Source organism: Streptomyces sp. NPDC058086 (assembly GCF_042885015.1).
Classification (GTDB): Bacteria; Actinomycetota; Actinomycetes; order Streptomycetales; family Streptomycetaceae; genus Streptomyces.
This window is the reverse complement of the sequence record NZ_JBHVST010000015.1, coordinates 43,500-57,502: the sequence shown is the minus strand read 5'-3', so window position 1 is coordinate 57,502 and position 14,003 is coordinate 43,500. Positions and strand designations below refer to the sequence as shown.

13 protein-coding genes are annotated in these 14,003 nt (G+C 68.0%); 5 read left to right on the top strand and 8 right to left on the bottom strand.

Going from position 1 to position 14,003, the window contains the following annotated elements; translation table 11 throughout:
- Positions 1-140: 140 nt before the first annotated feature.
- From ACFVWD_RS14545 to rpmH, 8 genes are all read right to left on the bottom strand, one after another.
- On the bottom strand, positions 141-1,235 hold the full coding sequence (locus tag ACFVWD_RS14545; RefSeq protein ID WP_389596182.1) for a ParB/RepB/Spo0J family partition protein: 1,095 nt from the start codon (positions 1,233-1,235) through the stop codon (positions 141-143).
- Positions 1,232-2,305, bottom strand: coding sequence for a ParA family protein (locus ACFVWD_RS14540; protein ID WP_389596304.1), 1,074 nt, complete (start codon positions 2,303-2,305; stop codon positions 1,232-1,234). Before ACFVWD_RS14540 ends, ACFVWD_RS14545 begins: the two co-directional genes overlap by 4 nt.
- A gap of 339 nt (positions 2,306-2,644) precedes the next feature.
- Positions 2,645-3,361, bottom strand: a complete 717-nt coding sequence (rsmG, locus tag ACFVWD_RS14535; protein WP_168493562.1) for a 16S rRNA (guanine(527)-N(7))-methyltransferase RsmG — start codon at positions 3,359-3,361, stop codon at positions 2,645-2,647.
- Positions 3,362-3,508: 147 nt separating this feature from the next.
- The gene (locus ACFVWD_RS14530; RefSeq protein ID WP_060901646.1) at positions 3,509-4,018 is read right to left on the bottom strand and encodes a R3H domain-containing nucleic acid-binding protein; all 510 of its coding nucleotides are present in this window, start codon (positions 4,016-4,018) and stop codon (positions 3,509-3,511) included.
- Positions 4,019-4,033: 15 nt separating this feature from the next.
- The gene (gene yidC / locus ACFVWD_RS14525; protein WP_389596181.1) at positions 4,034-5,326 is read right to left on the bottom strand and encodes a membrane protein insertase YidC; all 1,293 of its coding nucleotides are present in this window, start codon (positions 5,324-5,326) and stop codon (positions 4,034-4,036) included.
- Positions 5,327-5,329: 3 nt separating this feature from the next.
- Positions 5,330-5,695, bottom strand: coding sequence for a membrane protein insertion efficiency factor YidD (gene yidD, locus ACFVWD_RS14520; protein WP_054236429.1), 366 nt, complete (start codon positions 5,693-5,695; stop codon positions 5,330-5,332).
- Positions 5,692-6,063 (bottom strand): ribonuclease P protein component, encoded by a 372-nt coding sequence (gene rnpA, locus ACFVWD_RS14515; RefSeq protein ID WP_075031495.1) that lies wholly within the window; start codon positions 6,061-6,063, stop codon positions 5,692-5,694. Before rnpA ends, yidD begins: the two co-directional genes overlap by 4 nt.
- A gap of 20 nt (positions 6,064-6,083) precedes the next feature.
- Positions 6,084-6,221: a 50S ribosomal protein L34 gene (gene rpmH, locus ACFVWD_RS14510; protein ID WP_006381191.1), complete on the bottom strand. Its 138-nt coding sequence runs from the start codon at positions 6,219-6,221 to the stop codon at positions 6,084-6,086.
- Positions 6,222-6,620: 399 nt separating this feature from the next.
- On the opposite strand from rpmH, the gene dnaA reads away from it, so the two are divergent.
- The 5 genes from dnaA (at position 6,621) to ACFVWD_RS14485 (ending at position 13,801) form a co-directional block, all read left to right on the top strand.
- Positions 6,621-8,747, top strand: coding sequence for a chromosomal replication initiator protein DnaA (gene dnaA, locus ACFVWD_RS14505; protein WP_389596179.1), 2,127 nt, complete (start codon positions 6,621-6,623; stop codon positions 8,745-8,747).
- 1,090 nt (positions 8,748-9,837) lie between these two features.
- On the top strand, positions 9,838-10,968 hold the full coding sequence (gene dnaN, locus ACFVWD_RS14500) for a DNA polymerase III subunit beta (protein WP_389596177.1): 1,131 nt from the start codon (positions 9,838-9,840) through the stop codon (positions 10,966-10,968).
- Positions 10,969-11,156: 188 nt separating this feature from the next.
- Positions 11,157-12,032, top strand: a complete 876-nt coding sequence (gene gnd, locus ACFVWD_RS14495) for a phosphogluconate dehydrogenase (NAD(+)-dependent, decarboxylating) (protein WP_389596175.1) — start codon at positions 11,157-11,159, stop codon at positions 12,030-12,032.
- A gap of 63 nt (positions 12,033-12,095) precedes the next feature.
- Entirely contained in the window at positions 12,096-13,217 is a 1,122-nt protein-coding gene (recF, locus tag ACFVWD_RS14490) for a DNA replication/repair protein RecF (protein WP_389596173.1), read from the top strand.
- Complete coding sequence (locus tag ACFVWD_RS14485) at positions 13,214-13,801, top strand: DUF721 domain-containing protein (protein ID WP_389596171.1); 588 nt, start codon at positions 13,214-13,216, stop codon at positions 13,799-13,801. The genes recF and ACFVWD_RS14485 overlap by 4 nt, the downstream gene beginning before the upstream one ends.
- The last annotated feature ends 202 nt before the right edge of the window (positions 13,802-14,003 follow it).

Genomic DNA, 14,003 nt, shown 5'->3' with positions numbered 1-14,003 from the left:
TGCGCCATACCCGATCGCATCGTATCCACGATGCTGCATCGATACTGCCTGAAAGCAAAGAGCAGGCCGTGTTCCGGTACACACCGGACACGGCCCGCTCTTGTGGTCGGCCGACGGGGACCGCCCCGTCGCTGGGCGACTCAGGCCTCTGTGTCCTCGGAGTCGTCGTCCAGGAGGCTCCTCTGGAGAACTCCTCCCTCACCCGGGGCGAGAGAGCTGAGGATCCGCTCGAGGTCGTCCATCGAGGCGAACTCGACCGTGATCTTTCCCTTCTTCTGCCCCAGGTCGACCTTCACACGGGTCTCGAAGCGGTCCGAGAGGCGGGTGGCGAGGTCGCTCAGCGCCGGGGAGAGCCGGGCGCCGGCCCGCGGTCCCTTGGACCGCTGAGCGGTCTGGGGGCGCGATCCCATGAGGGTGACGATCTCCTCGACGGCCCGCACCGACAGTCCCTCGGCCACGATGCGGTGAGCCAGCCGGTCCTGCTCCTCCGAGTCCGCGACGGAGAGCAGGGCGCGGGCATGACCCGCGGAGAGCACTCCGGCTGCGACACGACGCTGAACCGACGGCGAGAGCTTCAGCAGCCGCAGGGTGTTGGAGACCTGCGGGCGCGAGCGGCCGATACGGTCCGCCAGCTGGTCGTGCGTGCAGTTGAAGTCCTGGAGCAGCTGGTCGTAGGCGGCCGCCTCTTCCAGCGGGTTCAGCTGGGCCCGATGCAGGTTCTCCAGCAGAGCGTCCAGAAGAAGCTTCTCGTCCTCCGTGGCCCGCACGATCGCAGGAATGGCCTCAAGCCCCGCCTCACGGCAGGCACGGAAGCGCCGCTCACCCATGATGAGCTCGTAGCGTGCCGGACCCACCTGCCGCACGACGACCGGCTGGAGAAGCCCGACCTCCTGGATGGAGGTAACCAGCTCGGCAAGAGCGTCCTCGTCGAACACCTCACGGGGCTGACGTGGGTTGGGGGTGATGTAGTCGAGGGGCAGTTCAGCGAAGTGAGCACCGACAGGCGCGGAGGGCACCTCCGGGGTTCCGATCGCCGACGACTCCTCTGTTTCATGTGAAACAGGCGGCAGTGTGGTCACCTTCGCCGCAGCAACTCCGCGCTCCGCCGTGAGCACGGGTACAGCGGCCGACGAAGCGGCGGATCCACCTGCCGGCGAGGGAACCGTCTTCTCTGTCGGAGCCGCGGGGATCAGTGCGCCGAGGCCCCGCCCCAGCCCTCGTCGTCGCTCACTCACTGGATCCCCTCCACCATGTTCTGACTGTTCTGTACGCCCACATGGGCGTTCTGCGCGTCGTACGCCACTCCGACTCCGCGGAGGGCGATTTCTCGTGCAGCCTCAAGATACGAGAGAGCGCCGCTAGACCCTGGATCGTAGGTCAGCACCGTCTGGCCGTAGCTCGGGGCCTCGGAGATACGGACCGAGCGAGGAATGCTCGTCCGCAGCACCTCGTCACCGAAGTGGCTGCGCACCTCGTCCGCGACCTGGGACGCGAGGCGCGTCCGGCCGTCGTACATGGTGAGCAGGATCGTCGAGACATGGAGGTTGGGGTTGAGATGCGCCCGCACCAGGTCGACGTTACGCAGGAGCTGGCCCAGGCCTTCCAGCGCGTAGTACTCGCACTGGATAGGAATGAGGACCTCCGCACCGGCGACCAGCGCGTTGACCGTGAGGAGGCCGAGCGACGGTGGGCAGTCGATGAGGATGTAGTCCAGCGGCTGCTCGTACGCCTGAATCGCCCGCTCCAGCCGGCTCTCCCGTGCCACCAGGGACACCAGCTCGATCTCCGCACCGGCGAGATCGATCGTGGCAGGCGCACAGAAGAGGCCCTCGACATCGGGGACCGGCTGGACGACTTCGGAGAGCGGTTTACTGTCGATCAGCACGTCGTAGATGGAAGGCACTTCGGCGTGATGGTCGATACCCAGCGCGGTGGAGGCGTTGCCCTGAGGGTCGAGGTCGATCACCAGGACACGGCCGCCATGCAGGGCAAGCGAGGCGGCAAGGTTGACCGTGGTCGTGGTCTTACCCACCCCACCCTTCTGGTTGGCGACCACCATGACGCGGGTCTGTTCGGGCCGTGGCAGGCCCTCATTGGCGCGACCCAGCGCCTCCACCGCCAGTTGGGCAGCACGACCAATAGGAGTGTCGTCCATTGGGGGCGGTGTTTCACGTGAAACATCCTCCCCCATCGACTCGGTACGGGGACCGGGGACCGGATCGGTCATCGGTCCCGCGATGTTGGCGTCGGACCGCAAGGATTCACTCTCCTCGACTTCAGGCTCGCAATGAACAGAGCCTCCCATGTCTTCGGGGTCGTGAACCAGCGAGGCCCGTTCTTCTGTGGAGAAATCCACCTCTGTGGACAACTCCGCACCCTCCGCGAGTGAACCGAGAGGCTTCCGGTCGCGGGGTTCGGCCGCGGCGCGGCCGCGACTGATGATGCCGTGCAGCAGTGAGCGACGTTTCACGTGAAACACGATGCCTAGGGGCCAGGGCCATCGCGGCGCGACACTCCGAGATGCGTAGGTTTGGCAGCTTGTGTGGAGTACGGCTCGTCGTCAGGACGGATCAGTCAGAGTGACAAAGAACTCCCGGCTCCGCCCTGCGGAACCGGGAGTCCACGATCCATTTCGCGCTCGTGATCAGCGCCGTCGGCGCGTCCGCCCCGTCCGGGCCGCCTTCGCCCTCTTCGCGGCGAAGCGCACGCCGCCTGGGCTCTCCCCGACCTCCACCCGCACCACGGTCGACAGCGGGTCCACAATGCCCTCACCGACGTGCAGGATGGACGTCTCCACGGCGCCGAGCTTGCTGAGGGCCGTCGCGGCGCTCTTCAGCTCCTCCTCAGCGGTGTCGCCCTTGAGAGCCAGCATCTCGCCGTACGGGCGGAGAAGGGGGATGCCCCACGTCGCCAGCCGGTCCAGTGGAGCGACAGCCCGGGCCGTCACCACGTGGACCGCCGGCAGCTTGCCCATGACCTCTTCGGCGCGGCCACGCACGACGGTCACATGGTGGAGGCCGAGGAGCTCGACGACCTCGGTGAGAAAGTTGGTCCGCCGCAGCAGCGGTTCCAGCAGAGTGATCTTGATGTCTTCCCGGACCAGGGCCAGCGGAATGCCGGGCAGCCCCGCGCCGGAGCCGACGTCGCACACGGTCACTCCCTCGGGCACGACCTCGGAGAGCACCGCGCAGTTCAGCAGGTGCCGCTCCCACAGCCGGGGCACCTCGCGGGGGCCGATCAGCCCTCTCTGTACCCCCGTCTCGGCCAACAGCTCCGCGTACCGGACCGCGTCTGCGAAGCGATCGCCGAATACCTCGCGTGCCTGCTCGGGCGCAGGGGGAAGCTCCGCTGCCTCCGTCACGGGGACCGTCCTTCCGTACCGCATAAGCGCGCTGAGCGCTGACCACCAGGGCTATCAGGGATTACCAGGAACTACGAGGGACTATCAGGCTGACAAAGTTCGGCCCCGCCTGCTCAACAGACGGGGCCGAAGGAACTTTCGTACTGATCAGGCGGGAAGCACGACGACGAAGCGCTGCGGCTCCTCGCCCTCGGACTCACTGCGCAGACCCGCGGCCTTGACCGCGTCGTGAACGACCTTGCGCTCGAAGGGCGTCATCGGCTTCATCTTCACCGGCTCGCCGGAGCTCTTCACCTCGGCCGCGGCCTTGGCGCCCAGCTCGGAGAGCTCCTCGCGCTTCTTGGCCCGGTAGCCCGCGATGTCCAGCATCAGCCGGCTGCGGTCCCCGGTCTCCCGGTGAACGGCCAGGCGCGTGAGCTCCTGGAGGGCCTCGAGCACCTCGCCGTCGCGACCGACCAGCTTCTGCAGGTCACGGCTGCTGGCGTCGCTGATGATCGAGACAGCGGCGCGGTCGGCCTCGACGTCCATGTCGATGTCGCCGTCGAGATCGGCGATGTCCAGCAGACCCTCGAGGTAGTCCGCCGCGATCTCGCCTTCCTGCTCAAGGCGGGTCAGGGTGTCGCCCTCAGCGGCGGCGGAGGTGGTGCCTTCCGTCACGGGATGGACTCCTTCTTACTTCTTGGACGGGGACTTGGGCCGCTGCGGACCCTTGCGCTGTCCGGACTGGGCTTTGCTGCGGGTACCGGTGCCGGGCTTGTTGCCGCCGCCTGCCGGTTTGGGGGCGGGCTTGGCATCCTGCGGCTCGTCGGACTTGGTCAGCGAGGTCTTCGGCTCGGGCTCATCTGCCGCCTTCGCCCCACTGGCCGCCGTGCCCGACTGGCGCTGGGACTTGGACTGGCGCTTAGGCTGCTGACGCTTGGGAGCGCCGCCGGTGGTGGTCGTGGTGCCGTCCTCGGCCTCGACAGCCGCCTCGGCCTGCCCCTTCACCACGGTGCCGTCAGCCTGGGCCACCAGGCCCACCTTGGTCAGGCTGTTGATGAACTTGCGCTCGAACTCGTTGCGGTCGCGGCCCTTGGAGACGATCGCCTTGACGATGGCCTTCTCGCCACGGCTGCGCGTCTTCTCGTGGTGCGTGACGTGCTTCTGCAGGCGCTCGAGGTACGCGGCCTGAGCCTTGGAACCCGGGGTCGGGTTGTTGCGGATGACGTACATCTGCTGGCCCATGGTCCACACGTTGGTGGTCAGCCAGTAGACGAGGACACCGACCGGGAAGTTGATGCCGAAGAAGGCGAACATCACCGGGAAGACGTACATCAGCATCTTCTGCTGCTGCATGAAGGGCGTCTTCACCGTGGTGTCGACGTTCTTCGTCATCAGCTGACGCTGGGTGTAGAACTGCGAACCCGACATCAGCACGATCATGATCGCGGTGACGACCCGGACATCGGTCAGCGTGGCACCGAGCTGGGCGACCTTGTCGGCGCTGTCGGTGAACTTCGCCGCGAGCGGTGCGCCGAAGATGTGCGCTTTACGGGCGCTGGCGAGCAGCTGATCGTCGATGACGCCGATCGTCTTGCCCGTCGCGATGCCGTTGAGCACGTGGTACAGAGCAAAGAAGAACGGCGACTGCGCCAGGATGGGAAGGCACGAGGAGAGAGGGTTGGTACCCGTCTCCTTGTACAGCTTCATCATCTCTTCGGACTGGCGCTGCTTGTCGTTCTTGTAGCGCTCCTGGATCTTCTTCATCTCGGGCTGCAGCGTCTGCATCGCCCGAGTCGACTTGATCTGCTTCACGAAGAGCGGGATGAGGCAGATACGGATCAGGATCACCAGGGACACGATGGACAGGCCCCAGGCCCAGCCCGTATCGGGACCGAAGATCTTCCCGTACACGGCGTGGAACTGGACGATGACCCAGGAAACGGGTGTCGTGATGAAGCTGAAAAGACTGGCAATCGTGTCCACTAATCAGGCTCCTTGAGCATGGGACGGGGTCTCGGCGGCCGGGCTCGAGGGATGGTCGGACATTCCATGACCCTCAATGGCCGGTTCGGCGGCGGAGTTCCCGCCCTTGCGTGCGCGCCAGGCGTTACGCAGCATTTCGTGCCACCGCGGACGCTTGCGCGGCGGAACATGGTCCACGCCGCCCAGCGACCACGGATTGCACCGGAGGATGCGCCAGGCGGTGAGTGCCGTTCCCTTGATCGCACCGTGCCGGTCGATGGCTTGGTAGCCGTAGTGGGAGCACGACGGGTAGTACTTGCACACCGGCCCGAGCAGCGGGCTGATCGTCCACTGGTACAGCTTGATAAGAGCCAACAGCGGGTACTTCATCGCGCGCCCCCTCCCAGCAGCCGCTGAAGGGCGGCATCCAGGTCTCGGGCCAGCTGTTCATGGTCGGCGTCGCCCGCACCGGGCAGCGCTCGTACGACTACCAGGCTACCGGGGGGCAACTGGGCGACTCGGTCACGCATCAGATGGCGAAGTCTGCGCTTCACCTTGTTGCGGACAACCGCTCCACCCACGGCCTTGCTCACGACGAAACCCGCACGCGTCGGGGGAGCGCTCTCCCCAGGCGCGTGCGGGTCCGTTGCACCGCTACGTAGATGAACGACGAGGAGCGGGCGTCCGGCCCGGCGTCCTCGGCGTACCGCGGTCGCGAAGTCCTCGCGCCGCCTCAGCCGATGCTCGGTAGGCAGCACGACATCATGACCTGTGGTTATCAGGCGGACAGGCTGGCGCGACCCTTGCCACGGCGGTTCGCGAGAATCGCGCGGCCGGCACGGGTGCGCATCCGCAGGCGGAAGCCGTGGGTCTTGGCGCGACGACGGTTGTTCGGCTGGAAGGTGCGCTTGCTCACTCGGGGGCTCCAGAAAGAATCGGTGGTGGCGGGGTGCCGCCTTGGCTGTCACCGTGCGCCCACGAGGTAGCTCGTAATTACGCCCGAGTGCACCGCTTCCCGATCACTCGACGTGACCTGTGCCCATCGGAGGCAGGCGGCAGCAGCCATCGACAACTCGACCTGGTCACGGTACGCGCGGCTACGCCATCCGGTCAAACCGGCTCCCGGCGGGAGACACTATCCACAGGCTGGGGACAACAACTTGAACCGCAGCGGTCGCCCTGACTACCGTGGCTGAACTCCGATTCGTTCCCTTCCCGCCGCCCCAGCGGATTTGTTCCCACCGCCCCACCCGACTGACTTCCCAACCTGTTCCCAGAACCACACGTTCGTGGGACCCGTGAGAGAGCGTGCCCTGTGGCTGACGTACCTGCCGATCTTGCCGCAGTGTGGCCACGAGTACTGGAACAGCTCCTCGGTGAGGGCCGCGGTCAGGGTGTGGAGGCGAAGGACGAGCACTGGATCAAGCGCTGCCAGCCGCTGGCGCTGGTCGCGGACACCGCGCTGCTCGCGGTTCCGAACGAATTCGCGAAGGGCGTCCTCGAAGGACGGCTCGCACCGATCGTCAGTGACACGCTGAGCCGCGAGTGCGGCCGCCCGATCCGCATCGCGATCACCGTCGACGACTCGGCCGGGGAGCCCCAGCCTCCGACGCCGCCCGCCCCCCAGCCCCGGTACGAGGAGCCCGAGCTCCCCTCCGGCTCGGGCCAGGGCCGTGACGCGTACGACGGTCAGGGCGGCGACGAGCGAAACCCCTACGGCGGCCAGGGCGGCGAGGACCGGAGCGGCTACGGCGGCGGCCAGGGCGGGGAGGAGCGCAACAGCTACGGCGGCCAGAGCCGCGACGAGCGCCACGGTTACGACTCCCAGAGCCGCGAAGACCGTGGCGGCTACGACTCCCCGGGCCGTGACGAGCGCAACCCCTATGACACACAGCGCCGCGACGGATACGAGGGGTACGGCCGCCACCGCGCCGACGACCACCGGGGTGATCACCGAGGCGGTCGCTCCGACCAGCTCCCGGGCGCCCCCGGCGACCAGCTGCCGTCCGGCCGCTCCGACCAGCTGCCCTCGTCCCGCGCGGACCACCTGCCGACCGCCCGCCCCGCCTACCCGGACTACCAGCGCCCCGAGCCCGGCGCCTGGCCGCGGCACGCCCAGGACGACTACGGCTGGCAGCAGCAGCGCCTCGGCTTCCCCGACCGCGACCCGTATGCCTCGCCCTCGCAGGACTACCGGCCGCAGTCGATGGAGCGCCCGCCCTACGAGCAGCAGCGCCAGGACTACGACCAGCCCCGCTCCGAATACGAGCGCCCTGACCGCCGCGACCTCCAGGAGCCGTCCTCGGGCGGTGCGCCGCCGCATCGCGGCGGCTCCTCGCTGCCGTCCTCCAGCGGCGCGCCCGGCCCGCTGGGCGCGAAGCCCGCGCCGGCGTCCGGTCCGAGCGAGCCCACCGCGCGCCTCAACCCGAAGTACCTCTTCGACACGTTCGTCATCGGCGCCTCCAACCGCTTCGCGCACGCCGCCGCGGTCGCCGTCGCGGAGGCGCCGGCGAAGGCGTACAACCCCCTCTTCATCTATGGGGAGTCGGGTCTCGGCAAGACGCACTTGCTGCACGCGATCGGGCACTACGCGCGCAGCCTCTACCCGGGCACGCGTGTGCGGTACGTGAGCTCCGAGGAGTTCACCAACGAGTTCATCAACTCCATCCGCGACGGCAAGGGCGACAGCTTCCGCAAGCGGTACCGAGAGATGGACATCCTGCTGGTCGACGACATCCAGTTCCTGGCGGACAAGGAGTCGACGCAGGAGGAGTTCTTCCACACCTTCAACACGCTCCACAACGCGAACAAGCAGATCGTGCTCTCCAGCGACCGGCCGCCCAAGCAGCTGGTGACCCTGGAGGACCGGCTGCGGAACCGTTTCGAGTGGGGTCTGATCACCGACGTCCAGCCGCCCGAGCTGGAGACGCGTATCGCGATCCTTCGTAAGAAGGCGGTGCAGGAGCAGCTCAACGCTCCGCCGGAGGTACTCGAGTTCATCGCGTCCCGGATCTCGCGCAACATCCGCGAGCTGGAGGGCGCGCTGATCCGGGTGACGGCGTTCGCGTCGCTCAACCGGCAGCCGGTGGATCTCGGGCTGACGGAGATCGTCCTGAAGGACCTGATCCCGGGCGGCGAGGACTCCGCCCCGGAGATCACCGCGACCGCGATCATGGCGGCCACCGCGGACTACTTCGGCCTCACGGTGGACGACCTGTGCGGGTCCTCACGCAGTCGCGTCCTGGTGACCGCGCGGCAGATCGCCATGTACCTGTGCCGCGAGCTCACCGATCTCTCGCTGCCGAAGATCGGCGCGCAGTTCGGCGGCCGCGACCACACGACCGTCATGCACGCCGACCGCAAGATCCGCGCGCTGATGGCCGAGCGCCGCTCCATCTACAACCAGGTCACCGAGCTCACCAACCGCATCAAGAACGGCTGACAGGCGCGGCGGACGCCGCCGAGGGCGCCCCGGGACACGTTCCCGAGGGCGCCCTTCGCTGTTCTGGCCCGCGGAGCTCGCATGGGCGCCGAGGGGGATTCCGGCAGCCGTCCCAGAGCTTCCGGCACGCGCTCCGAGAGGGCCCCGGAAGGTCCTGGACCTCGCTCCGAGGGGCCTCCGAGAGCTTCTGAGACCCGTCCCGAGGGGCCTCCAAGAGCTTCTGAGACCCGTCCCCAGGCGGCTACGAGAGCTTCTGAGACCCGTTCCGAGGCCGTCGGCTCTCGTTTCACCGCTACCGGAACGACATCAGCTGTTCGAATACGGGCCTGGTTACGGCCACTCTCCACAGATTCGGTGACTTTCTGGCGTCCACATCCTGGGGACCGCGAAGTTTTCCCGATCGTGTCCACAGGGGCCGCTGTTGAAAGACCATCAGACCAGGTCAGCCCCCTGTGGATTCGTGGACGAAGACTCTCCACAGACTGTGGACGAAGAAAAGATCCACAGGGTGTGCACGAAGTTGTCCACCGACGACCCACAGGCTGGAGCCGGTTGTCCCCAGCCGTCCCCAGCTTCTCCACACCCCTGTCCACTGTTCGGCAACGTGACGCGCCCGATCACCGTGTCGAGTGAAAGGCGTCACATCAAGGTGCCGGATTGGCCTGTGGGGAACGTGGGTAAAGCTGGGGACGGATCTGGGGAGAAGTGGCCCGAGGCTGTGCATCGAGTGTGCAGAACTTTTCGTCGTCCACAGAGACCCCCGGTTGTCCACCGCCTCCGCCCACAGGGTCAGTGGACAAAAAATCCCGGCTGACCTGCGAAAACGCGGTTATCCACGGTTTCCACAGGCCCTACTACTAAGACCAACTAGATAGAGGCTGGGAATCGTTTCGAAGACGGGGCTGTGCACAACTCGCTCTCGGAGGCTCAGGTGCCGCTCGGCACGACTTGACCCCGAGGGGCACCGACTGTCAGCGCGGTGCGTCAGACTGGTCCCCGGTGTCCTTCCCGCCACAGGGCTGAACGACACCGAGTCAGACGACGAAGGCCAGCAGGGCGAGAGCGCCGGCAACAGACGGAGGCGGCAACGGTGAAGATCCGGGTGGAACGCGACGTACTCGCGGAGGCAGTGGCCTGGGCGGCACGCAGCCTCCCGGCCCGTCCGCCGGCGCCTGTGCTCGCCGGCCTCCTTCTGAAGGCCGAGGACGGCTCCCTGAGCCTCTCCAGCTTCGACTACGAGGTCTCGGCACGCGTCTCCGTGGACGCGGAGGTCGACGAGGAGGGCACGGTCCTCGTCTCCGGCCGCCTGCTCGCGGACATCTGCCGCGCCCTCCCCAACAGGCCGGTGGAGATTTCCACAGACGGTGTACGGGCGACCGTGGTCTGCGGCTCCTCGCGATTCACACTCCACACCCTGCCTGTGGAGGAGTACCCGGCGCTGCCGCAGATGCCGTCGGCGACCGGCACCGTCCCCGGTGAGGTCTTCGCCTCGGCGGCCGCCCAGGTGGCCATCGCGGCGGGCCGTGACGACACGCTGCCCGTGCTCACCGGTGTGCGCATCGAGATCGAGGGCGACACGGTCACCCTGGCCTCCACCGACCGCTACCGCTTCGCGGTCCGCGAGTTCCTGTGGAAGCCGGAGAACCCCGAGGCGTCCGCGGTGGCCCTGGTGCCCGCCAAGACGCTCCTGGACACCGCCAAGGCCCTCACGAGCGGCGACAGCGTGATCCTGGCGCTGTCCGGCTCGGGCGCCGGCGAAGGCCTGATCGGCTTCGAGGGCGCGGGTCGGCGTACGACCACCCGCCTCCTGGAGGGCGACCTGCCGAAGTACCGCTCGCTGTTCCCGACGGAGTTCAACTCCATCGCCGTGATCGAGACCGCCCCCTTCGTGGAGGCCGTCAAGCGTGTGGCCCTGGTCGCCGAGCGCAACACCCCGGTGCGTCTGAGCTTCGAGCAGGGCGTGCTGATCCTGGAGGCGGGCTCCAGCGACGACGCACAGGCTGTGGAAAGGGTCGACGCACAGTTGGAGGGCGACGACGTCTCGATCGCCTTCAACCCGACGTTCCTGCTCGATGGCCTGAGCGCCATCGACTCGCCGGTGGCGCAGCTCTCCTTCACGACGTCCACGAAGCCGGCGCTGCTGAGCGGCAAGCCCGCCGTGGACGCCGAGGCGGACGAGGCCTACAAGTACCTGATCATGCCGGTGCGTCTGAGCGGCTGAGCGATGTGAGCCCACCGGGCCCGCCGGACGGTCGGTCTGATCGGCCCGGTCGTCCGGTGGGCGCATCCACAGGTGGGGTGTACGCCTGAGCGGCTATGCCCACAGGTGTGCGTGAGCGTCCGGGTTTAGGCTCAGACACAGGTACGAAAGTGCCCTCACGCCACGTCGCAAACCTAAGGAACAACCTGATGGAGCTCGGTCTCGTCGGCCTCGGCAAGATGGGCGGCAACATGCGCGAGCGGATCCGCCGCGCAGGCCACACCGTCATCGGATACGACCGCAACCCGGACCTCGCCGATGTCCACAGCCTGGAAGAGCTTGTGGGCAAGCTCAAGGGTCCGCGCGTGGTGTGGGTGATGGTCCCGGCCGGTGCCGCCACGCAGTCCACCGTCGACCAGCTCGGCGAGCTCCTGGAGCCTGGTGACGTCGTCGTGGACGGCGGCAACTCCCGCTGGACGGACGACGAGAAGCACGCGGAGGAGCTGGCCGCCAAGGGCATCGGTTTCGTCGACTGCGGCGTCTCCGGCGGCGTCTGGGGCCTGGAGAACGGCTATGCGCTGATGTACGGCGGCGACGCCGAGAACATCGCCAAGGTGCAGCCGATCTTCGAGGCACTCAAGCCGGAGGGCGACTTCGGCGCGGTGCACGCCGGCAAGGTCGGCGCGGGCCACTTCTCCAAGATGGTCCACAACGGCATCGAGTACGCCATGATGCAGGCTTACGCCGAGGGCTGGGAGCTCCTGGAGAAGGTCCACTCCGTCACCGACGTGCGTGAGGTCTTCCGCTCCTGGCAGGAAGGCACGGTCATCCGTTCCTGGCTGCTGGACCTGGCGGTGAACGCCCTGGACGAGGACGAGCACCTGGAGAAGCTGCGCGGTTACGCACCGGACTCCGGCGAGGGCCGCTGGACTGTGGAAGCCGCCATCGACCACGCGGTGCCGCTGCCCGCGATCACCGCGTCGCTGTTCGCGCGGTTCGCCTCGCGGCAGGAGGACTCGCCGCAGATGAAGATGGTCGCGGCGCTGCGCAACCAGTTCGGCGGCCACGCGGTCGAGACGAAGTAATCCACAGATCCACAGGCCGTGCGGCGGTGGATCCACAACCCTGGGGGAGGTCGGCGAACGATCATGCACGTCACGCATCTGTCGCTGGCCGACTTCCGCTCGTACGCCCGGGTCGAGGTCCCGCTCGACCCGGGCGTCACCGCGTTCGTGGGTCCCAACGGACAGGGCAAGACGAATCTGGTCGAGGCGGTCGGCTATCTCGCGACCCTCGGCAGCCACCGTGTCTCCTCCGACGCGCCGCTGGTGCGCATGGGCGCCGACCGGGCGATCATCCGGGCCAATGTCCGCCAGGGTGAACGCCAGCAGCTCGTCGAGCTCGAGCTGAACCCCGGCAAGGCCAACCGTGCCCGCATCAACAGGTCCTCGCAGGTCAGACCCCGTGACGTGCTCGGCATCGTGCGGACCGTGCTGTTCGCGCCCGAGGATCTCGCGCTGATCAAGGGCGACCCCGGTGAGCGGCGCCGCTTCCTCGACGAACTGATCACCGCCCGCTCCCCGCGGATGGCGGGCGTCCGCTCCGACTACGAGCGGGTCCTCAAGCAGCGCAACACTCTCCTGAAGTCGGCCGCGCTGGCCCGCCGTCACGGCGGCCGCACCATGGACCTCTCCACGCTCGACGTGTGGGACCAGCACCTCGCGCGCGTGGGCGCCGAGTTGCTCGCCCAGCGGCTCGACCTGGTCGCCGCGATCCAGCCGCTGGCCGACAAGGCGTACGAGCAGCTGGCCCCCGGCGGCGGACCCGTCGCCCTGGAGTACAAGCCGTCCGCGCCCGGCGAGGCGCACACCCGCGAGGACCTGTACGAGCAGGTGATGGCGGCGCTCGCCGAGGTCCGCAAGCAGGAGATCGAACGGGGCGTGACTCTCGTAGGACCCCATCGGGACGATGTGGTCCTCAAACTCGGTCAGCTGCCCGCCAAGGGATACGCCTCCCACGGCGAGTCCTGGTCGTACGCGCTGGCGCTGCGCCTGGCCTCGTACGACCTCCTGAGGGCCGAGGGCAATGAACCGGTGCTGGTCCTCGACGACGTCTTCGCCGAACTGGACAGCCGCAGAAGAGAGCGCCTCGCGGAACTCGTCGCTCCCGGCGAGCAGGTCCTCGTGACGGCCGCGGTCGGCGACGACGTACCGGACGTACTGACGGGGACGCGGTACGCCGTCTCCGAGGGCACGGTGGAGCGGGTATGACGGAGAACACATCCGGCGAATCGGCTGCCTCCGAGGGAGCCCCGGAGAAGGGCCCGGAGACGGTCTCCAAGAAGGCCCCCGAGCACTCCGGCGTCGACCTCGCGCGCGTGGCGTTGCGCGCCGCGAAGGAGCAGGCACGCGCGCGGGGGGACGCGGCACAGCAGAAGAAGCAGGCGCGGCGCGGCGGCCTGCGCTCCGGCGCGCGCGCCGACGGGCGTGATCCGATGGCGCTCGGCGCCGCGATCAACCGGCTGCTCACCGAGCGCGGCTGGGAGACCCCGGCCGCGGTGGGCGGTGTGATGGGCCGCTGGCCGCAGATCGTCGGCGAGGATCTGGCCAAGCACTGCGTCCCGCTGAAGTATGACGACGACCCTGCCGAGCGGGTGTTGACCGTGCAGTGCGACTCGACCGCCTGGGCCACCCAGTTGCGGCTGCTCGCTCCGCAGGTGGTCGCGCGGCTGAACCAGGACCTCGGACACGGCACGGTGCGGCTGATCAAGGTGCAGGGCCCCGGTGGTCCCGCGCGCCGCTTCGGCCCCCTGCGCGCCCCTGGAAGCACGGGTCCCGGCGACACCTACGGGTGACGGAGGCCACATCGAGTGGCCCCTGCGCTGGAGTGCACGCGGTTGCGAACACCGACCTGACTCCGCGGTAGCCAAGGGTTGACACCCGGAAGCGCTGAGTGCCGCTGTAAGCCTCTTTGAGCCCGGGTCCACATATGGGGAGTCGGGAGAGACCGGTTCAGGGCGGCACATGCGGACTCAGGTACCGGCAAACCCCCATCAC

Excerpts from the sequence above, each read along its gene's own strand:
- gnd (WP_389596175.1), top strand. The coding sequence starts at position 11,157 with ATGGAGCTCGGTCTCGTCGGCCTCGGCAAGATGGGCGGCAACATGCGC.
- ACFVWD_RS14540 (WP_389596304.1), bottom strand. The coding sequence starts at position 2,305 with ATGGGAGGCTCTGTTCATTGCGAGCCTGAAGTCGAGGAGAGTGAATCC.
- recF (WP_389596173.1), top strand. The coding sequence starts at position 12,096 with ATGCACGTCACGCATCTGTCGCTGGCCGACTTCCGCTCGTACGCCCGG.
- yidD (WP_054236429.1), bottom strand. The coding sequence starts at position 5,695 with ATGAAGTACCCGCTGTTGGCTCTTATCAAGCTGTACCAGTGGACGATC.
- ACFVWD_RS14485 (WP_389596171.1), top strand. The coding sequence starts at position 13,214 with ATGACGGAGAACACATCCGGCGAATCGGCTGCCTCCGAGGGAGCCCCG.